18 protein-coding genes are annotated in these 19,480 nt (G+C 64.7%); 17 read left to right on the top strand and 1 reads right to left on the bottom strand.

Translation table 11 applies throughout. The annotated features are described in order from the left end of the window. Positions 1 to 83 precede the first annotated feature (83 nt). From ACQR03_RS32440 to ACQR03_RS32520, 17 genes are all read left to right on the top strand, one after another. Positions 84 to 1,583, top strand: coding sequence for an AfsR/SARP family transcriptional regulator (locus ACQR03_RS32440; protein WP_315751492.1), 1,500 nt, complete (start codon positions 84 to 86; stop codon positions 1,581 to 1,583). A 197-nt stretch (positions 1,584 to 1,780) separates the two neighbouring features. Further along, positions 1,781 to 3,037 (top strand): cytochrome P450, encoded by a 1,257-nt coding sequence (locus ACQR03_RS32445; protein WP_316175730.1) that lies wholly within the window; start codon positions 1,781 to 1,783, stop codon positions 3,035 to 3,037. Positions 3,038 to 3,119: 82 nt separating this feature from the next. Continuing rightward, the gene (locus tag ACQR03_RS32450; protein WP_434842338.1) at positions 3,120 to 4,199 is read left to right on the top strand and encodes a PEP/pyruvate-binding domain-containing protein; all 1,080 of its coding nucleotides are present in this window, start codon (positions 3,120 to 3,122) and stop codon (positions 4,197 to 4,199) included. Positions 4,200 to 4,242: 43 nt separating this feature from the next. Beyond that, entirely contained in the window at positions 4,243 to 6,051 is a 1,809-nt protein-coding gene (locus tag ACQR03_RS32455; protein ID WP_434842337.1) for a PEP-utilizing enzyme, read from the top strand. Between the two features lie 54 nt (positions 6,052 to 6,105). After that, on the top strand, positions 6,106 to 6,708 hold the full coding sequence (locus ACQR03_RS32460; RefSeq protein WP_316165503.1) for an HD domain-containing protein: 603 nt from the start codon (positions 6,106 to 6,108) through the stop codon (positions 6,706 to 6,708). Positions 6,709 to 6,724: 16 nt separating this feature from the next. Continuing rightward, on the top strand, positions 6,725 to 8,170 hold the full coding sequence (locus ACQR03_RS32465; protein ID WP_434842336.1) for an aldehyde dehydrogenase family protein: 1,446 nt from the start codon (positions 6,725 to 6,727) through the stop codon (positions 8,168 to 8,170). Further along, complete coding sequence (locus ACQR03_RS32470; RefSeq protein ID WP_434842335.1) at positions 8,170 to 8,784, top strand: HD domain-containing protein; 615 nt, start codon at positions 8,170 to 8,172, stop codon at positions 8,782 to 8,784. The genes ACQR03_RS32465 and ACQR03_RS32470 overlap by 1 nt, the downstream gene beginning before the upstream one ends. Next, positions 8,781 to 9,542, top strand: coding sequence for an SDR family NAD(P)-dependent oxidoreductase (locus tag ACQR03_RS32475; protein WP_315751476.1), 762 nt, complete (start codon positions 8,781 to 8,783; stop codon positions 9,540 to 9,542). Before ACQR03_RS32470 ends, ACQR03_RS32475 begins: the two co-directional genes overlap by 4 nt. A 16-nt stretch (positions 9,543 to 9,558) precedes the next feature. After that, entirely contained in the window at positions 9,559 to 9,882 is a 324-nt protein-coding gene (locus ACQR03_RS32480; protein ID WP_315751474.1) for a 2Fe-2S iron-sulfur cluster-binding protein, read from the top strand. A gap of 427 nt (positions 9,883 to 10,309) precedes the next feature. Beyond that, positions 10,310 to 11,794: an aromatic/alkene/methane monooxygenase hydroxylase/oxygenase subunit alpha gene (locus ACQR03_RS32485; RefSeq protein WP_434842334.1), complete on the top strand. Its 1,485-nt coding sequence runs from the start codon at positions 10,310 to 10,312 to the stop codon at positions 11,792 to 11,794. Between the two features lie 90 nt (positions 11,795 to 11,884). Then, positions 11,885 to 12,130 carry a toluene-4-monooxygenase system B family protein gene (locus tag ACQR03_RS32490; RefSeq protein ID WP_315716251.1) on the top strand — a complete coding sequence of 82 codons (246 nt, stop codon included), beginning with the start codon at positions 11,885 to 11,887 and terminating at the stop codon, positions 12,128 to 12,130. Beyond that, entirely contained in the window at positions 12,123 to 12,503 is a 381-nt protein-coding gene (locus ACQR03_RS32495; RefSeq protein WP_315826578.1) for a Rieske 2Fe-2S domain-containing protein, read from the top strand. Before ACQR03_RS32490 ends, ACQR03_RS32495 begins: the two co-directional genes overlap by 8 nt. 9 nt (positions 12,504 to 12,512) lie before the next feature. Continuing rightward, entirely contained in the window at positions 12,513 to 12,812 is a 300-nt protein-coding gene (locus tag ACQR03_RS32500; protein WP_315716254.1) for an MmoB/DmpM family protein, read from the top strand. A gap of 21 nt (positions 12,813 to 12,833) precedes the next feature. Beyond that, positions 12,834 to 13,859 (top strand): toluene hydroxylase, encoded by a 1,026-nt coding sequence (locus ACQR03_RS32505; protein ID WP_316175726.1) that lies wholly within the window; start codon positions 12,834 to 12,836, stop codon positions 13,857 to 13,859. 57 nt (positions 13,860 to 13,916) lie between these two features. Next, positions 13,917 to 14,906 carry a 2Fe-2S iron-sulfur cluster-binding protein gene (locus tag ACQR03_RS32510; RefSeq protein ID WP_434842333.1) on the top strand — a complete coding sequence of 330 codons (990 nt, stop codon included), beginning with the start codon at positions 13,917 to 13,919 and terminating at the stop codon, positions 14,904 to 14,906. A 7-nt stretch (positions 14,907 to 14,913) separates the two neighbouring features. Beyond that, positions 14,914 to 15,444 (top strand): hypothetical protein, encoded by a 531-nt coding sequence (locus tag ACQR03_RS32515; RefSeq protein WP_434842332.1) that lies wholly within the window; start codon positions 14,914 to 14,916, stop codon positions 15,442 to 15,444. A gap of 21 nt (positions 15,445 to 15,465) precedes the next feature. Continuing rightward, positions 15,466 to 15,963, top strand: coding sequence for a 2Fe-2S iron-sulfur cluster binding domain-containing protein (locus tag ACQR03_RS32520; RefSeq protein WP_434842331.1), 498 nt, complete (start codon positions 15,466 to 15,468; stop codon positions 15,961 to 15,963). An 82-nt stretch (positions 15,964 to 16,045) separates the two neighbouring features. Here the strand turns inward: ACQR03_RS32520 and ACQR03_RS32525 are convergent, their stop codons facing one another. Beyond that, a complete protein-coding gene (locus ACQR03_RS32525; RefSeq protein WP_434842330.1) occupies positions 16,046 to 19,150 on the bottom strand; it encodes a DEAD/DEAH box helicase in 3,105 nt (1,034 codons plus the stop codon). Positions 19,151 to 19,480 lie beyond the last annotated feature (330 nt).

Here is a 19,480-nt window from a genome sequence, read left to right on the forward strand (position 1 = left end):
AGGGCCTTGAAACCTTCCGTCGGCCGCTCTTAGACTACCTCCAGTCTGGCTAACTGCAATGGGGTTGCCGCGGGTGAGTACCCATGACCAAGAATAGTTGTGTCAACCTCGCGCTATTCGCGACGCAGCAAAAGCTTCTTTTTGCGGACTTCTTCAAGCTTTACCAGACTGTCGCACAGCCCTGCCGGATCTTCGTGATCGCGGCGGACGTCAACGCGGTCGCGCGGGTCGAGAAGCTCGCAAAGCGCATCAACAAGACCGGATTCGTCGAGGGCAAGAGCTTTGTCGAGATGGCGCTGCTGCGGGTGCCGATCTCGTTTCGAGATGTCGCAGGCCGAATCGAGAGGTGGGTGGCACCAACCCGCAAACAAGGTCCTGCCCTGCTCGTCGTCGACATGAGCTGGGGCCTCGAGACCAACTCGGCGACGGCCAATTTCGAGGGTTGGCCCGCACTTGCGGAAACGCTCACCCAGCAGTCCGAGGTCTCGATCGCCTCTCTCTATAACCGCCGGGTGCTGATCGACGAGCAGTTGCTCGTCGCGCTGCGCGGCCATCCGCAGATCCTCACCAGCGCCGGACTCGTGGACAATCCGCATTGGCTGCCGTCGCGGCTGCAGACGCGCGGCGCATTGCGCGAGCAGGTCGATTTCTGGCTCGGCGCGATCGCGCCGGAGTTGCGGATCGGGACATCGGTGGCCGCGCTGCACGCAGCCGAAGGCGCCGACCCCATGTGGCTGTTGCGGCGATCGGCGGAAGAGCCCAGTACAGTTCATCTCGACAGCCGCGACCGCTGGAAGATCCGCTGCTTCGGACGCTTGCGGATCTATCGCAACGACGGCAGCCAGGTGAACTGGGACCCGCCCGGCGGAGCGACCCGCAAGACTAAGACCCTGTTCGCCTATCTGCTGCAGAAGGGCGGCCATGGCGCAGCCACCGACGAGCTTGCGGATCTGCTCTGGCCCAACGCCGAGGACATTGAGGCTGCGCGCAACCGCCTCTATCACACCGTGCGCTATCTGCGGCTGGCGCTCGGCCAGCCCAACGGACGCGACGAGACGCGCAACTATGTCCGGCGCGAGGGATCGCGCTACGTGCTGGTGCCCCCGGAGCGCAGCTGGCTCGACATCTCGACCTTCGAACAGCTCTGCCGTCAGTCCCAGGGTCACATCAAGGCCGGCGCGAGCGACGAGGCGCTGATCTGTCTGCAGGCGGCGGACCGTCTGTACACCGGAGACCTGTTCGAGGACATTCCGGTCGAGTACGCCGACGATGGCGAGCGCGACTGGTGCTGGAGCAAGCGCTATTGGCTGCGCGACATGTTCTTCAAGGTGCAACGCGACGCGGCACGGATCTATCTCGAACGCAACGACCACTCGGCCGCGCTCGCGCATTGCCAGAAGGCGCTGGCGATCGACCCCTTGTGCGAGATGGCGCATGCCGAGGCAATGCAGGTGTTCAAGGCGCAAGGCCGACGCGAGGCGATCGACCGCCAGTTCAAGCTGTACCTCGACTCGCTCAAGCATTTCGACAACCGGCCGAAGAGCGCCTCGCTTCAGGAGCTGCACCGCAAGCTCACGGCGTGAGGCCGCTCGTTCGCGACCGGCTCGGTCACACGACCTTTGCCGGCCAAGCCATGCGCCATGGGGGGTGCCGCCGCCAGCAGAATTGACGATTTATCTCAATTTGCCATAGAGTTAGGGGCTAAAGAAAACCCAAAGGCCGCCGCTTAGAGTGAGCCCATGACAACGTCGCCGGCAAAGGCGGCGAATGGGAGGACGACATGCCAGGTTCGGCAGCTCAGCTGGCGCGGTGCCCCTATAGCGACGCCGCCAAAGACTTCGATCCCTTCGAGATGCGCGATCCGTTCCCGTTCTATGAATGGGCCCGCGCCGAGGCGCCGGTCTTCTTCTCCGACGAGCTGAAATACTACGTCGTCGCGCGCCACGCCGACATCAAGGCCGTGTTCGACGACTGGCGCACATTCTCCTCGGAGAACGCCCAGGCCCCGCTTCGCGCGATGTGCGAGGAAGGCAAGCGCATCATGCGCGAGGGCGGCTTCACCGCCTATTCCGGCCTGTCGGCGCGGGTACCGCCCGATCACACCCGCATCCGCAAGCTGGTCCAGGGCTGCTTCGGGCCGCGTCGGTTCAGGGCGATCGAGCCGGAGATCAAGGCGATCGTCAACCAGGCGATCGATGCCTTCGCCGATCGCGGACATGCCGACTTCTTCCGCGAGTTCGCCTATGATGTGCCGGCGCTGGTGCTGTTCAAGCTGGTCGGCATTCCCAATATGGACGTGCCGCGCGTGAAGTCCTGGGCGGTGAGCCGCGCGCTGCTGACCTGGGGCGACCTCAGCGACGACGAGCAGATCGTGCATGCGCGCAACATGGTCGAATACTGGACCTACTGCCGCGCGCTGGTGCGTCAGCGCCACGATGATCCGACCGACGATCTGCCCGGCGATCTGGTCCGACTGCAGAAGGACGGCGCCGAGATCAGCGACGAGGAGATCGCCGGCGTGCTCTACAGCGCACTGTTCGCCGGCCACGAGACCACGACGACCTTGATGGCCAACGGCATGCGCGAGCTGCTGCAGCGGCGCGACAACTGGGAAGCCATCATCGCCGAGCCGCAGCTCATTCCGAATGCGGTCGAGGAGTGCTTGCGCTTCAGCCCGTCGATCGTGGCCTGGCGCCGGCGCGCCCTGAAGGACACCCAGATCGGCGGCGTGCCGGTGCCGAAGGATTCCAATATCCTGCTGCTCATCGGCTCCGCCAATCGCGACGAGGCGGTGTTCTCCGCGCCGACCCGTTTCGACGTCCGGCGCACCGACGCGAGAAGCCATCTGGCCTTCGGCTACGGCATTCACACCTGCGTCGGCCAGCAGCTGGCCCGCATCGAGTTCGCGATCGCGCTCGGCGAGCTGACCCGCAGGCTTCCTGGTCTCCGGCTCGCTGCCGACCAGACCATCGACTTCGTTCACAACATCTCGTTCCGCGTGCCGACGGCGCTTCGGATCGAGTGGGACGTGGCCTGACACGACGATCGTCATTGGGCCGCGTTTCACAAGCAACAACAAGTCCGGAGCCGATCCGGGCCATAAGGTGGGGAACAGACGCATGGGCGCCAACGCAGCCGCATCCTTCATCGTGCCATTCGAAGCCGCACGCGAGGACGACTTCCCGCGCATCGGCGGCAAATGCGCGAGCCTGGCGCGCATGATCGCACAGGGCGTGCGCGTTCCCGCGGGATTTGCGGTCGCGACCGACGCCTACGCCCTTCATCTTCGAAGCAACGGACTCGAGGCGACGATCAGCGAGCGCCTCTCGCGGATCGTGCTCGACGATGTCGATGACGAAGAGAAGTTGTCGCACGAGATCCGCGACGCAATCATGGCACAGCCGATGCCGGGCGCGGTCGAGCAGGCGATCCGCGAGGCGTATCGCCGGATGTCGCCCGACGGTCAGTTGCCGGTGGCGGTGCGCTCGTCGGCGACCGCCGAGGACCTGCCCGACGCCAGCTTCGCCGGCCAGCAGGATACCTATCTCTGGGTGGTCGGCGAGGACGCCGTGGTCGAGAAGGTCAAGGCGTGCTGGGCCAGCCTCTTCAACGCGCGCGCGATCTCCTACCGTGCCGAGAACGGGCTCGGCCAGATCGACGTGCTGATGTCGGTCGGCGTCCAGAAGATGGTCAACGCCGCCGCCGCGGGCGTGGCGATGACGCTGGATCCGATCAACGGCGACCGCACCAAGATCGTGATCGATTCCGCCTTCGGGCTCGGCGAGCCGGTGGTCTCCGGCGAAATCACGCCCGACAATTTCGTCGTGGAGAAGGTGCTTCTGCAGGTCATCAAGCACCGCATCGCCGAGAAGGATTTCGAACTCGTCGCCGATCGCGCCGAGCGCCGGACCGTCGAGCGCGTGATCGCGCCGGAGCGCCGCACCCTGCCCTCCCTGACCAATGCCCAGGTGCTCGCCGTCGCCAGGCTCGCCAAGTCGCTCGAGCGCAGCATGGGCTGTCCGCAGGACGTCGAATGGGCGATCGACGCCGATCTCCCTGAAGACGAGAACCTCGTGGCGCTGCAGAGCCGGCCGGAGACCGTCTGGAGCCAGAAGAAGAAGCAGTCGACCGCGATCTACGAGACCGGGATTGCGGGTGTACTTGGAACGCTGCTGGCCCCGGTCCAGGCCAAGCGGTGAGCATCACGACAACAAGCAACAGAGAAACCGAGGGGAAACGACAATGACGGCGCATGCGAAATTCCCAAGTCCCTATGACCTGAAGACGCCGGTCGGCGCCGAGGGCTGGGAGAAGCTCTATCCCTATTATCTCCAGTTCCAGAACAGCCTGCGCGACAAGGAGGACGGCAAGTTCTGGTTCTGCGACTCGCAGCACTGGCCGAGCCCGTTCAAGCCGTTCGACGCCGTCACCGTCGAGTTCGCCGTCAAATGCCTCGGCCAGTACAACACCCGGCATTATCTGATCCCCCCGGCGAACGGCGTCGAGTACCGCATTCACAACGGCTATTGCTACATGAGCCCGGTGGCGGTGGCGCCCGAGCTGATCGCTGGTCGCGTACCGCATTTCATGGAGCGCGCCGGCTACTACTTCCAGAATTGGGACCGCCTGCTGGCGAACTGGGACAAGAAGGTCCGCGCCAACATCGCCGATCTCGAGGCGCTCAATTTCGAGCCGCTGCCCGAAGCCGTGCCGCTGGAGTGGATCACGGCGGGTGTCGGCCTCGACAACACCTACGCGCTGATGGAGACCTACGACCGGGCGATCCAGCTGCTCTACAAGACCTGGCAGTACCATTTCGAGTTCTTGAATCTCGGCTACGCCGCCTATCTCGACTTCTTCAGCTTCATGAAGGGGCAATTCCCCACCATTCCCGATCAGGCGATCGCCAAGATGGTGCAGGGCGTGGAAGTCGACCTGTTCCGTCCGGACGACGAGTTGAAGAAGCTCGCCAAGCTCGCCGTGAAGCTCGGTGTCGCCGATGCCCTGAAGAGCGGATCGGTCGACGAGGCGCTGGCCGCGGTCGGCCGTGCGCCGAACGGCGCCGAATGGCTGACGGCCTGGAACGAGGCGCAGAATCCCTGGTTCAACTTCACCTCCGGCAACGGCTTCTACTCGACCGACAAGTACTGGATCGAGCATCTCGACATCCCGCTCGGCTATGTCAGGGACTACGTCGTCCGCGTGCAGCGGGGAGAGGAGATCGACCGGCCGACGGACGCCATTGCCAAAGAGCGCGACCGCATCACGTCCGAATATGCCGAGATGCTCGATGCCGACGCTCGCGCCGCCTTCGAGGGCAAGCTCGGGCTCGCCCGGACCGTGTTCCCCTATGTCGAGAACCACAATTTCTACATCGAGCATTGGTCGATGAGCGTATTCTGGCGCAAGATGCGTGAACTCGGCGCCATCTTCCGCGATGCCGGCTTCTGGAAGGACGCCGACGACCTGTTCTATCTGAACCGTCAGGAAGTCCGCGACGCGCTGTTCGACTACGGCAATGGCTGGGCCGTCGGCGCACCGGCGATCGGTCCGACCTATTGGCCGCCCGAGATCGAGCGGCGGAAAACGATCCTGGCTGCGCTCGCGACGACGCCGCCGCAGCCCGCGCTCAACAATCCGCCCGATGTCATCACCGAGCCGTTCACGATCATGCTGTGGGGCATCACCACGGAGAGCATCGGCCGCTGGCTCGATGGCGCCGCCAACACCACCAAGCTGTCCGGCATGGCCGCTTCCCCCGGCCTCGTCGAGGGCCGCGCCCGCGTGGTGCGCTCCGCCGATGAGCTCGGCCAGATCCAGCAGGGCGAAATCCTGGTCGCGCCGGTCACAGCGCCGAGCTGGGCGCCGATCTTCGGCAAGATCAACGCGATCGTCACCGACATCGGCGGCATGATGTCCCACGCCGCGATCGTGTGCCGCGAATACGGTCTGCCCGCCGTCACCGGCACGGGACGCGCCAGCTCCTCGATCAAGAACGGACAGATGCTGCGCGTCAACGGCTCGACCGGCGAAGTGACCATCCTGTCCTGACCCAATCGAGAGAGGCCGGCGGCGCCGGCCTCTCTCCGCATATGGAACATTGCAATGCTCGATAGGTCCGATGTCGGCAACCGCTATGACGAAGTCTGGCGCATCAGCGAGCCGTACATGCGCGCGCGCAAGAACGACGTCCACATTCCCCTGTCCTATGCGTATGCGCGCAAGCTGCTCGCTCAATATCCGGACGCAGACGAGGACATCGTTTCGCTCGCAATCATCCTGCACGACATCGGCTGGTACACGATCGACATGAAGGACATCATCGAGAAGGGATTCGGTCCCAACATGATGCAGTCCGATGTGCGCTTTCTCCACGAAAGCGAAGGCGTCCGCATGTCACGCGACGTCCTCGAACAGGCGGATTGGCCGGAAGACATCATCGTCGCGGTCGGCGAGATCATCGACGGCCACGACACTCGCCCCTACCCGCGCTCACTGAACGACCGGATCGTGCGCGACGCCGACAAGCTGTGGCGCTACACGACCACCGGCGTTGCGGTGGCCTGCGACTGGTTCAAGATGACGCCGCGCCAATATGCGTCGCGCCTGACGACCCAGCTCGCCGTGCTCGAGACTGAAGCCGGACGACTCATGGCTGAGGAGGCGCTGGGCGAGACCCGGGCCGCGCTGATGCTCGACCTGATCTGAACGAGAGGTCGCGGACATGGACATGTTCATCGATGGCCGCTGGGTTGCAGCCCAAAGCGGAGCGACCTTCGACGTTGTCGATCCGGCAACGGGCGAGACGGTCGACAGCGTTCCGGAGGCCGGGCGCGCGGATGTCGATGCCGCCATCAACGCGGCCGACATCGCATTCCAATCGTGGAAAACGACGCCCGTGGCAGAGCGCGCCCGCCTGCAGAGGAACGCGGCGCGGCTGATGCGCGAGAGTGCCGGTGAGCTCGGTCGCCTGCTGACCAGGGAGCTTGGCCGTCCGCTGGCGGGAGCCGTCAGCGAAATTCAGCGCTCGGCCGAACTGCTCGACGTCTATGCCGAGGAAGGCCTGCGCCTGCACGCCGAGATGCCGCTGACGGGTGTGGCCGGCGAAAAGATCGTCATCACCCGCGAGCCGGTCGGCGTCGTCGTCGCGATCACGCCCTTCAACTATCCCGTGACGCTGCTCTGCTTCAAGCTCGGCGCCGCGCTGATGGCCGGTTGCACCGTCGTCGCCAAGCCCGCCGAGGACACGCCGCTGTCGACACTGCGGCTCGCCGAGATCTTCCATGCCGCCGGCTTTGCCCAGGGCTGCTTCAATGTCGTCACCGGCCGCGGCCCCGACCTCGGCATGCAGATGATCGCGCATCCGACGCCACGCAAGATTGCGTTCACCGGCGGCACCCGGGCCGGAAAGGCGATTGCCGCCGCAGCCGCGGGAACGATGAAGCGGGTCACGCTCGAGCTCGGCGGCCAGTGCCCGGCCATCGTCTGCGCCGACGCCGATATCGGCGCCGCCGCGGCTGCGATCGCCCGTCACGCCTTCGCCAATTCCGGCCAGTTCTGCTACCGCGTCAATCGCGTCTATGTCGAGCGCCCCATCTACGCGGCCTTTCTCGCTGCGCTCGCCGACAAGGTCGCGCAGCTCGACGTCGGCAACGGCCTGACCTCGAGTTGCGCGCTGGGACCGCTCATCAACGAGAAGATCTACCGCAACAGCGAGCGGCAGATCGCCGATGCCCGTGCCAATGGCGCAACCGTGCTGACCGGCGGCGTCCGGTTGACGGGCGGACTCTACGACAAGGGCTGGTTCCTGCCGCCGACCGTGATCGCCGATGCGCCCCCCTCCGCGCTCGTCATGACCGAGGAAACGTTCGGCCCCGTGCTTGGTGTCGCCCCGTTCGACGAACGTAGCGAGGCGCTGCGGCTCGCGAATGCGACGGTCTATGGACTGGCCGCCTTCGTGTTCTCGCGCAACCTGGCGACAGGACTGACGCTGGCCGAGCGCCTCGAAGCCGGCTCCGTGTGGGTCAACGACATCCAGCGCTCGAGCCAGCGCGCGCCGTTCGGCGGCATGAAGCAGAGCGGAATCGGCCGCGAGAAGGGCCGCTACGGCATCGAGGACTATCTCGAATACAAGACGATCTATCTCAGCTACGACGCGGAGCTGCGCTGATGCATTTTCTGCGCGACCAGGATCTGCCGATCTGGCTCGCGGCGCGGCCGTGGCTGGACGTGCGCTCCAACGACGAGCATACGCTGATCTCCTATCGTCTCGGCCAGGCGCTGCTGCGGATCCATCCCGACGCGGACGCCGCCGTGGTGCTGCCGGCGATCCTCATGCACGACGTCGGCTGGAAGAAATTCCCGCCCGAGCAGCTCGCCGCCGCCGTCGGCCCCAATCCCAGATATCCCGAGCTGCAACGTGCCCACGAAATCGAAGGCGTGAAGATCGCAGCCGAGGCGTTCGCACGGCTGGCGATCCCCGGGCTAAGAGTCGAGACCATCCTGGCGATCATCGACGGCCACGACACCCGAAAGACGGCGATCTCGCATGAAGATGCGCTGATGAAAGACGCCGACAAGCTGTGGCGCTTCACCGGCCATGGGGTCGCGACGATCGGCGGCTGGTTCGATACGCCGCCGAAGGAGACGCTCGCGATGCTGGAAAGCTTCGTGCTGCCGTCGATGCTGACCGAGGCCGGCACCACCATGGCCCGGGCGCTGATCGCCGAGGGCACGGCGTCTGCGTTCATGGCGGATCTGCTGCACATCGAGGTTGCCACATGAGTCCGATCCAACTGCAAGGCAAGCGCGTCATCGTCACCGGCGCGGCCGGCGGGCTGGGCCGCGGATTCGCGCTCGCCTTTGCTGCGGCCGGCGCCGAGGTCGTCGCCGCCGACATCCGTCTCGGCGGCGCCGACGACACCGCGCGGCTGATCCGCGACCGCGGCGGCAAGGCGCACGCGGCGGAGGTCGACGTCGCGAACGAGACGTCCACCGCGGCGCTGGCGCAATTCGCGCTGGCGCGCATGAGCGGCCTCGACGTGCTGGTCAACAATGCCGCGATCTATGCCGGGCTCGAACGCCGCGGCTTCGAGGCAATCCCGGAGGCCGAGTGGGACCGGGTGATGCGCGTCAACATCAAGGGCGTATGGATGATGAGCAAGGCGGCCGCGCCACTGCTGCGACGCGCCGGCGGTGGCGCGATCGTCAACGTCTCGTCGGCCACCGTCATGAGCGGCTCGCCGATGTGGCTGCACTACGTCTCGTCGAAAGGCGCCGTCATTGCGATGACGCGTGCGCTGGCGCGCGAGCTCGGCGACGACAAGATCACGGTCAACGTCATCGCGCCCGGCTTCACGCTCACCGAGGCCAGCCTCGGCCTGATGGAGAACGCCGCCGAATATGGCGTGTCCCGCGGTGCCCTGAAGCGCGCGGCCGACGTCGACGACATGGTCGGCGGCGCGCTGTTCTTCGCGTCGCCGGCCGCGACCTTCATCACCGGTCAGACCCTGATCATCGACGGCGGCCGGCAGTTCATCTAGGGACACGCAACGACCCATGCCCAGAATCACCTTCATCGAGCCCGACGGCACCGTGCGCCTTGTCGAGGCCGAGCCCGGCGAGAGCGCCATGCAGGCGGCGAAGCGCAATGGTGTCGATGGCATCATCGGCGAATGCGGCGGGTCCTGCATCTGCGCCACGTGCCATTGCCACGTTGACAAGGCATGGCTGGAGCGCGTCGGCTCCGCCGGCGACATCGAGGTCGACCTGCTCGAATTCGAGGCCACCGACGTGCGCCCGGAGAGCCGCCTCGCGTGCCAGATCTCGATCACCGACGCGCTCGACGGTCTGGTGCTGCAGGTCGTCGGCCTCAGCCGCTGAACGGCCGGAGGGTTGCACCGGTCTTTGATCACGCCGCACGCATCATCGGCGGTGGGACGATGACGGGCATCGAGCTGCTCGCTTGAACAGATCGACCCGCTTGGTCGATACGGCCGCGCCGATCCTCGCCGCCGCTTTCCCTTCGCATCGCATCATCTCGTCGCTTGCGCAGCAGCAGGAATGCGGTCGACTACGCTCACAATCGCGCCCGAATACGCCCGATGTTCATGCGCACCCGCGGCCTAAAGAAAAACCAAAGAATGCGGCCTACACTGGATCCTACAACATCGCGCGACGATCTATCAGGTCTAACCGCCTGACTCGTACGCCATCGCCACGCGCCGCACAACGTTCGCCCGTTCAAGGGCGGCAGCGGACCGCAACGAAGAGCAACGAACGCGATCACAGAGCTCGGGAGGAGCAACGCATGCCGAAGCTGCAGCGGCGGGACTATTACGACACGGCCCGCGACATGAACTGGGCCTTCTCCTATGTCAGCGAGGAGGAGGTCTTTCCCGAGGAGCTGTCCAAGAGCTTCGGCATCCACGGCGAGCAGTGGTGGGACTGGGACGAGCCGTACAAGCTGACCTATCGCGAGTACGTCCACAACCAGGCCGGCAAGGACGACGGCATCTACTCGATCCGCTCGACGATCGCGCGCTCCAATCTGTACGACAATCTCGATGCCGGCTGGAAGTCGGCGATCAAGGCGCATTACGGCGCCATTCCGGTTCCGGAATATTTCGCCTCGATCGGCGAGGCGCGCATGGCCCGGTTCGGCCGCGCTGCTGCCTGGCGCAACATGGCCACCTTCGGCACCCTCGACGAATGCCGCCACGGCCAGGCGCAGATCTACTTCCCCTATTGCCTGCTCGGAAAGGACCCGCAATTCGACTGGGCCCACAAGGCGATGCACACCAACGAGTGGGGCGTGATCGCGGCGCGCAGCCTGTTCGACGACATGTTCACCGCCAATGATGCGGTGTCGACGGCGATCCAGCTGACCTTCACCTTCGAGACCGGCTTCACCAACCTGCAGTTCCTCGGCATGGCCTCGGATGCGCTGCATGTCGGCGACATCGAGTTCGGTGCGCTGATTTCCTCGATCCAGACCGACGAGGCGCGGCATTCGCAGCAGGGCGAGCCGACCTTGAAGATCATGATCAACAACGGCAAGAAGGCCGAGGCACAGAACATGGTCGACCAGATGTTCTGGCGATCGTGGAAGCTGTTCGCGCTGCTGACCGGCATCTCCATGGACTACTACACGCCACTGGAAAGCCGGACGATGTCGTTCAAGGAGTTCATGCAGGACTGGATCTGCCGGCAGTTCATGGACCAGTTCAAGGACCTCGGCATGAACGTGCCATGGTACTGGGAAAAGCACTTCCTGCCCGAGCTCGACTGGGTCCATCACGCCTATCACATGGGCGTCTGGTTCTGGCGGCCGACGGTGTGGTGGAATCCCGACGCGGGCGTGTCCGCGGCCGAGCGCGACTGGCTCGAGCAGAAATATCCCGGCTGGAACGATCGCTTCGGCAAGCTGTGGGACGTGATCGGCGACAATGTCCGCACCGGCCAGATCGAGAAGACCTATCCGGCGACGCTACCCGTCGTCTGCAACTGCTGCCACATTCCGATCTGCAGCCCGAGCATCGGCCAGGCGCCGCGGATCACCACGCACAATGGTCGCAAGCTGAACTTCTGCTGCGAAGTCTGCGAATGGGTGTGGAAGAGCCAGCCCGAGCGCTACGACACCCACCTCTCGATCGTCGACCGCTTCCTGGCCGGACACATCCAGCCGCCGACCCTGGAAGGCGCGCTGCAATATATGGGCATCACGCCCGATGTCGCCGGCAATGACGCGCAGAGCTACGCCTGGAATGGCGCGTCTCGCCTCGCGGCCGAATGATCCGCCCAGCATGAATTGACAGGCGCCGCTTACGAGCGACGCCCCCACCCGACACGACCACAGATATAACAACAAATCTGGGAGGTAAGCGTGGCCCTGTTCCCGCTCCAAGCCAACTTCCGCGGTGACTTCGTCGTCCTGCTGATCCCCGTCGACGACGGCGATAGCATGAGCATCGTGGCCGACAAGGTCGCCCAGCACGCGGTCGGACTGCGCGTCGCCGAGAAGAACGCCTCGAAATGCGTCTACTACAACGGTCGCGAGCTGCCGTCCGCGATGACGGTGGCGCAGTCCGGAATCCAGCCGATGGATTGGATCGAGGTGGCCTATGTCTGACGATGCCGACGTGACGTGGAGGCAGGTCGCGACCTTGGACGACCTTTGGGAAGGTGATTTCATCGGCGTCGAGGTCGACGGCGAGGAAGTGATCGTGATGCACCTTCCTGGCGGCGAGTTGCGTTGCTTCCAGGGCATGTGCCCGCACCAGGAGATCCTGCTGGCGGACGGCAAGGTCGATTTCGAAGCCGGCACCATCACCTGCTCGGCCCATGAGTGGGAGTTCAGCATGGATGACGGCCGCGGCCTCAACCCGCGCGACTGCCGCCTCTTCCGCTACGCGGTGAAGAAGGACGGCGAAGCGATTCTGGTCGGCGTGCCCAACGACGGACGGCTGCGCCGCCTCCGCCACAAGACCGAGCAGGACGCATAGGACAAGCCCATGACCACGACAGCAGCACCGAAACTGGTCGGCCCCGTCATCAGGGGCGTCGACGAGGACATCATCGACGCCGTGATCGCGGCGAGCGAGCAGGACAATCCGGACGTCGAGATCGTAATCGAGGACCGCGGCGGCTATGTCCGCGTCCAGGCCGACCGGAATTTCCGCCTGACGCAGAAGAGCATGCAGGCGGCGCTGGGGCGGCCATTCCGGCTCGCCGAGATCGAGCCGAGCCTGGTGTCGTTCGGCGGACGGCTCGAGTCGATGGACGACGAATGGGTCTGGACCATCCACACATAACAAATTCCGGGAGGATACGTCATGACCGCGATGACCGCGAAGTCGGCTGCGCGCAAGCAGAAGAAGACCTGGAGCCTGTGGACCGAGCGCCGGCTGCCGTCGGAATACGAGGCCGTCACCTACAAGTTCCACAGCCACTTCCGCCGCGCGCCGGCACCGTTCGAGCTGTCCGAGAACTGGTCGATCAACCAGTTCTATCTCAGGAATCGCGAAGGCTCGAGGCTCACGCTGGACGATTGGGAGGGCTATCGCGATCCCCTCACCTACACCTATCGCCGCTATGTCACTGACCAGAAGGATCGCGAGGTCTATTGCGACAACCTGATCGACGAGTTCGAGCGCCAGGACAGCTATCGCAAGCTGTCTGCGCCGTGGCTCGACTTCCTCGGCCAGGCCTATCTGCCGGTGCGTTTCCCGGGACACGCGATGCAGATGAGCGCGGCCTATGTCGCGCAGATGGCGCCGTCGGCGTTCGTGACCAACACCCTCTACTTCCAGATGGGCAACGAGATGCGGCGGGTGCAGCGCCAGGCCTATCTGGCCAAGGCGCTCGCGCTCGACACCGGCCGCCCGGAGCTCGCCGACAGCAACATTGCCCGTACCGTCTGGACGCAGGCGCCGCAATGGCAGGGCCTGCGCGAGCTGATCGAGAAGCAGCTGATCGCCTACGATTGGGGCGAAGCGTTCGTCTCCCGCAATCTGGTGCTGCGGCCGATCTTCGATCACGCCTTCAACCGCGAGATCGCCGATCTGGCGCGCACGAACGACGACGACCTGCTGGCGCTGCTGCACGACGACTTCCGCAACTACGACGAAGCCTATGCGGTCGAGACCACCAAGACCCTGGTGCGCTACGCCACCGGCAAGGTCCCGGAGCACGCGGTTCTGCTGCGGGAGTGGGTCGCGAAGTGGATGCCGCTCGGCGAACGCGCCGCGCGCGGCCTCAGCGAGGCACTTTCGACCGCGCCCGGCGCCGACGATGCACGGGCGATCCTGGAGCGGACCATGACGGCCCAGGCGAGGCTGATCGCGGATTGCGGCTTGTAGTCTGGCAGACGCGGTCGGCGTGCTGCGCCGACCGCCCAAGCCGAAAGGATGGCGTGGATGACCCGGCAACTCCGCATCGAGCCCGACGGTGTCGCGATCGACGCGGCCGGCCATGACACCATCCTGCAGGCAGCGCGACGCGGGGGCGTCGCGCTGCCTTACGAATGCGGCTGGGGCAGTTGCGGCGCCTGCAAGGTGACGCTCATCGACGGCCAGGTCGATCTGATCTTTCCCGGCGCGCCGGCGGTCAATCCGCGCGACGCACGACGCAACCGCATCCTGGCCTGTCAGTCCCGCGCGATCTCGGACGTCACGATCGCCCGCGGTCCCGGCGACTGGTCCGCGCCGACGCCGCGATGCGTCGAGCAACAGGCGATCCTGCGCGGCATCGACGATCTCGCGCCGGAGATCCGCCAATTCAGCTTCGAGACGGCCGAGCCGATCGACTTCCGGCCGGGTCAGTATGCGATCCTGCATCTCGGCGAAGGGCTGCGGCGCTGCTACTCGATGTGCAACCTGCCGGGCAGCAACGTCCTGCAGTTCATTGCCAAGCGCTACGATGGCGGCACGGGCAGCAACGCGCTCGCCGCGTTGATCCCAGGCGCGCAGATCACCATCGAGGCGCCGTTCGGCGCCTGCACGCTGCGTCGACAGCCGGGCCGCAAGGTGTTCGTGGCGGGAGGCACCGGCATCGCGCCGATCCTGGCGATGCTGCGCGAGGCTGCGGCTGCGCGCCTCGATTTCGGATCGCCCGCGGACGTCATCTACGGCGCCCGTACACCGGCGGATCTCGCCGCTGATGACATGCTGGCGGCGGCGATCGCGCAAACGCCCCGGGCGCGCTACCTGCCCGTGGTCGAGCACGCGCCGTCCGGCTGGCCGCATGCGGCCGGCTTCGTCACCGATGTAATCCAGGGCGCAGTCCTGGATCCCGCGACGGCCGAGTTCTACGTCGCCGGCCCGCCGGTCATGGTGAACGCGGTCAGGTCGCTGCTGCGCGCCGCCGATGTTCCGATCACGCAGGTTCATTATGACAGCTTCGGCTAGGGCAGGCTTGCGTAGTGCTGCACCCGTCTGGGCGATGGCGCCTGGACTGCGCCGCCTCGCCACACGTCCCGGCAGCGCGCCGCGGCTCGCACCGACATGGCCTTGCCACCAGCTCGGCGACACGTCGCCCGCCGGATACGCCGCACAGCTCGTGTCCTGCGCCTGCGCGCTGGCTGGCGTCGAAGAGGTGCGTGCGCCGATGAACGCCGCAGGCCGCGCCTTCGTGCTCGATGACATCCATGCCATGGGCCAGCCGGAGGCCTTCGTGTTCGCGCCGGTGTGGCTCATCGTTCGCCCCGACGGGTCGCTGCACCTGACCTTGCGGCCGGAATGGGCGCAGAAGGTGGCGGCCAAGGGCTGGGGCACGGTGCATCCGTTCGCACGCTACATGGCCGGCGCCGTGCCGCCGCAGAGCCTCGTGGTCTACGCGCCGCGCGATCAAAGCGAGCTGGCGGTTGCTGCGCGGATCATCGCGGCCGCGCACTGCTACGCGAGCGGCCGCATCGGCGACGTCGCATTGCCCGACAGCCGGTGGTGAGCGATGACGGAGCTCTCGGCCATGACCAATGAAGGCGACATCAGGCGGTTTCGCATACGGCTGGAACGTCCGGAGGGGACGTTCACATTCGACGCCATATCTGACGAATATCTGCTGTACAGCATGATCGACGCCGGCATCGAGACGCCCTACATCTGCGAGCAGGGCTGGTGCCTCGCATGCGCCGCGCGCTTGGTGTCGGGCAACGTCGACCGCTCCGATGCGCTGACGGTCTACCCTCAGGACGCTGAAGCCGGCTTTCTGCTGCTGTGTTCGACCAAGCCCTGCTCGGATCTGGTCCTGATGCTCGACGAGCGCCAGACCCGACGGGACATGATGCAACACCGGATCGAGCACAATCAGTTGGCGCGAGCCTATCCGCCCGGCGCACGGCTCCGGTTTCGCCGCGGACGCGCTAAGGCGCGAGTCGACGCGTGCACCCGTTCAGCAACAGGATCTCGAACAGATGAGCCGGCGACATCCGCTCAGATGGGGCTGATTGGATCAAAACCCAAATAGCCTCGTTTCAAGCGCCTCGCTTTCATTTCGGGGCCCGAGGAGGGCACACAGGACCGTTTCGACTTGAGTGGCGCATCCCTCGTCATTCGTCCAGCAGATCCAAGAACTGTTCGACCCGTCGTAAAGCAGGTTCATCGCTGCGCCCGGGATAGACGACGCGATCGCCCTCGCGCTGCAATGACCGCGAGCGTAATTTACCGATCCTCCCTGCGAGCATCGTTGCAGCAATCGCATCCGGGCCGACATCGAGACGCATGATCCCCCGTTGCCTGCAACTTATCCTGAGCTTGGCGACAGCAAAGAAATTGCTGGCCTCGGATGGCAGCTTACCGAATCGGCGGTGCGTTTCATCCTCGAGCTCCTCCAGCTCGTCATCACTCCGGCACCGAGCGGCTCGAGCGTAGATCTCCAGCCTGACCGCCTCCGATTGCACATAGCTCGAAGGAAGCAGCTCAGGAATGGGAAGATTCAACTCGGGGATCCAGAGGGCGGACATTCCATCGCGGTCTCCCTCCAGGGCAAGCGTAAGAAGGTGGCCGTAGAGCGTCGGTCCGAACACCTGCATGTGGCCGGATTGTCGATCGGAGCGCAGGTCGCCGCCGCCGCGGAGATCGAGGTCGCGAGCGCTGATCGCGAAGCCAGCGCCCGGACGGCTCAATTCCTCGAGAACGGAAAGCCGCTTTTCCGAGCGTTCGGAGCCACCTTCCGTCAGGAAATGTGCAAACGCCCGGATGCCGCCCCGTCCTACTCGCCCCCTGAGCTGATGCAATTGTGCCAGGCCGAATTTTTCGGGCCAGCACACAACGATGGTGTTCGCACGTGGGATATCGAGGCCACTTTCCACGATGTTGGTCGCAAGTAGTACATCGGCACGGCCTTCGACGAACCCCATCAACCTCTCGTCAATCTCGTCCGTTGGCATCTTGCCGTGAATAGCAATGATACGTAGTTCCGGCGCCAGCGCATGGATCCTGGCGAGCATGGGATCGAGATCCTGGATCCGCGGACAAACGACAAAACTCTGACCGTTACGTCTGTGCTCACGAACCAGCGCAGCGGCGATAGCGATGTCCGAAAGCGGTGCCACCTTGGTGGCAACCGGAACACGATGGACCGGCGGGGTTGCGATCACGCTGAGATCCCTCAAGCCCGTCAAGCCGGCCGCAAGTGTGCGGGGGATCGGCGTCGCACTCATCCAGAGCCGGTGGCCGTTCTTATTGAGGCCCGACAGCATGGCTTTCTCGGCAGCGCCGAAATGCTGCTCCTCGTCAATGATGATCAGGCCAAGTTCGGCAAATCTCACTTCCTTGGATGCGAGCGCGAGGGTCCCGACGACGACCCTGAGTTCTCCGCTCTTGAGGCGCTCCCTTACCTCTCGCGCTTCGGCGGTCGAGGCAACCCGCGACAGGTTTCCAACATCGATGCCAAGAGGCGCAAAGCGCTTGCGGAAGGTTTCGACATGCTGTCGTGCCAGCACTGTCGTCGGCACGACGATAGCGACCTGCTTTCCGGCCAGCACGGCGGCTGCCGCTGCGCGCAGCGCCACCTCGGTTTTGCCAAAGCCGACGTCTCCACAGACGATCCGGTCCATCGGGTGCCCCGATGCAAGATCATCCAGAACGTCGCGGATGGCCTTCGCCTGATCGGAGGTGGTGAAATAGGGAAACCGCGCGACGAACTTCTCATAGACAGCAGGGCGCGGCACGAGCTTCGGAGCCGGGCGCCGCCGGCGCTGACTCATCTGCTTGGCCAGCTCCTTTGCGACCACGTGAATCTCCGTCTCGGCAGCGGCTCGCCGCGGCCGCCACGAGCTGCCGTCGGCCTTGTCCAGCGAGGTGTCTCCGAGCTCAGCGGCGTAAGGCCAGATCAGCGCCAATTCTGCGAGAGGAACGAGAACGGCGTCGTTTCCGGCAAATACCAACCTGACCATCTCGCGCGCCGAAAGATCTCCCGTGCCCATGGATCTCAGGCCGCCAAGGCGTGCGAGTCCACGTTGCAGATGAACGACCACGGATCCGAGTTCGGGGAGATCTCCCGAATCGAAGCCGGGCGTCCATGCCCAGTTCATCGGTTGCGGTTGGTGTGCCCTGCTGCCGAGCACGTCGGCAGCAGTGATGACCACGAGCGGCTTCTTTCCAGGAACGACAAAGCCCGCATCGAAGCCTGCCAACAATGCGGCCTGCTGCCTGCCCCTTGCGGTCGCGCGCGTCCAATCGGGCACACATTCGGCCTTGATAGCGCTCATCCGGGCCATCACACGCAAATCAGCTTCGACCGCAGCGACGAAAAGCACACGTGCGCTTCCGCGCTGGGCTTCCTCGATAAATGCACGGAGCGCCTTCCGCGGAGAGGCTGTCTTGTAGAACTCTGGCGTCGCACGATACGGAGTGGTTGGCGGCAACACAGTGATCTTCTTGGCCGCCAGCTCCCATTCGCGTCGGCTGAGATAGGCACGGTCACGCTCACTGCGGGCGGCCGCATCCTCGATCGTGCTCAACCAGGTGTCGGCGTGCCTGGGCACGGTGCTGTCGGCGATCCATTTGGCGCGTGCGCAATAGTCCAATAGGCTGGACCTTCTTCGAGCCCGGCCCGTGAACGCTAGCCGCTCGGACATCGGGTCAATCAGGAGTTCCTTCGTTTCGGAAATCACCTCCTGGTCTATCGGATTGATCGCTGCAATACGCCGGATTCTCCCTCCGGAATGCTCTATCCTAAAAGGTCCGAACGCGCCGGCCGGGAAGATCTCGAAGGTGTTGCCGTGAAACAAAACTCCACCGGGATAATCCGGACTGTCGTCCAGGTCGTACCCGAGAGCTTTCAGACGGGCCTCAAGGTCTTCCTCGGAAAAGACGGCCCCGGTCCGAAGGGGAAATCCGATACGAGACCAGTTCGCAGGCAACGGCAGGAGCTCCATTATGGCCTCCGCCGTCGCGATCAGCAGGATCGGCTTCTTTGCCCTGGCAAGGCGTCTCAAGACGGAGCTCCGCCGGCCCGCGATATCACGTGAAGGCTCAAGCTGATCGAACGGAAGCGTGTTCAAACGGGGATAGACGAGCACATCACAGGCCGGCTCGATAACTGGGATGATCGAACCCAACAGCTCGGCTCGGCTCTCATTTTCGGCGAGAAACACAAGTCCGCCCCGGCCCGAAGCGCGCCATTGCGCCGTAAGATACAGCGCCAACATGCCCAGCGGCGACGAGGAGGAAATGCCAGTCCGAATCGGAGCCTTCGTTGTTGCCGCAACAGATGTCTTCTTCCGCGGGGCGGCCTTTGGTGACGCGGAGCGCTTTGCTGATGTGTTCTTGCGCGGCGTTGAGCCACGGGGCGTACGAAGAGCAGTGGTCACTGAATTCTCGTGCTGAATTGACGAATGCGAGGCAAGCCTGCGAATCTTTGTCGAGCTTTAGCGGATTCGACGGCTTCAAGGGATCCAAACTTCGGAGTGTCGATCACCGTTCTCCCCTTAAGTGCGACGGTGTCACCAACCAGCACCATCGTCGCGCTCCACGTGGCA

This window comes from Bradyrhizobium sp. HKCCYLS3070 (assembly GCF_051167575.1).
Lineage (GTDB): Bacteria > Pseudomonadota > Alphaproteobacteria > Rhizobiales > Xanthobacteraceae > Bradyrhizobium.

What these genes read in the sequence shown, in the direction of transcription:
- ACQR03_RS32440 (WP_315751492.1), top strand. Translation starts at nt 84, where the DNA reads ATGACCAAGAATAGTTGTGTCAACCTCGCGCTATTCGCGACGCAGCAA.
- ACQR03_RS32445 (WP_316175730.1), top strand. Translation starts at nt 1,781, where the DNA reads ATGCCAGGTTCGGCAGCTCAGCTGGCGCGGTGCCCCTATAGCGACGCC.
- ACQR03_RS32450 (WP_434842338.1), top strand. Translation starts at nt 3,120, where the DNA reads ATGGGCGCCAACGCAGCCGCATCCTTCATCGTGCCATTCGAAGCCGCA.
- ACQR03_RS32455 (WP_434842337.1), top strand. Translation starts at nt 4,243, where the DNA reads ATGACGGCGCATGCGAAATTCCCAAGTCCCTATGACCTGAAGACGCCG.
- ACQR03_RS32460 (WP_316165503.1), top strand. Translation starts at nt 6,106, where the DNA reads ATGCTCGATAGGTCCGATGTCGGCAACCGCTATGACGAAGTCTGGCGC.
- ACQR03_RS32465 (WP_434842336.1), top strand. Translation starts at nt 6,725, where the DNA reads ATGGACATGTTCATCGATGGCCGCTGGGTTGCAGCCCAAAGCGGAGCG.
- ACQR03_RS32470 (WP_434842335.1), top strand. Translation starts at nt 8,170, where the DNA reads ATGCATTTTCTGCGCGACCAGGATCTGCCGATCTGGCTCGCGGCGCGG.
- ACQR03_RS32475 (WP_315751476.1), top strand. Translation starts at nt 8,781, where the DNA reads ATGAGTCCGATCCAACTGCAAGGCAAGCGCGTCATCGTCACCGGCGCG.
- ACQR03_RS32480 (WP_315751474.1), top strand. Translation starts at nt 9,559, where the DNA reads ATGCCCAGAATCACCTTCATCGAGCCCGACGGCACCGTGCGCCTTGTC.
- ACQR03_RS32485 (WP_434842334.1), top strand. Translation starts at nt 10,310, where the DNA reads ATGCCGAAGCTGCAGCGGCGGGACTATTACGACACGGCCCGCGACATG.
- ACQR03_RS32495 (WP_315826578.1), top strand. Translation starts at nt 12,123, where the DNA reads ATGTCTGACGATGCCGACGTGACGTGGAGGCAGGTCGCGACCTTGGAC.
- ACQR03_RS32500 (WP_315716254.1), top strand. Translation starts at nt 12,513, where the DNA reads ATGACCACGACAGCAGCACCGAAACTGGTCGGCCCCGTCATCAGGGGC.
- ACQR03_RS32505 (WP_316175726.1), top strand. Translation starts at nt 12,834, where the DNA reads ATGACCGCGATGACCGCGAAGTCGGCTGCGCGCAAGCAGAAGAAGACC.
- ACQR03_RS32510 (WP_434842333.1), top strand. Translation starts at nt 13,917, where the DNA reads ATGACCCGGCAACTCCGCATCGAGCCCGACGGTGTCGCGATCGACGCG.
- ACQR03_RS32520 (WP_434842331.1), top strand. Translation starts at nt 15,466, where the DNA reads ATGACCAATGAAGGCGACATCAGGCGGTTTCGCATACGGCTGGAACGT.
- ACQR03_RS32525 (WP_434842330.1), bottom strand. Translation starts at nt 19,150, where the DNA reads ATGTTGGCGCTGTATCTTACGGCGCAATGGCGCGCTTCGGGCCGGGGC.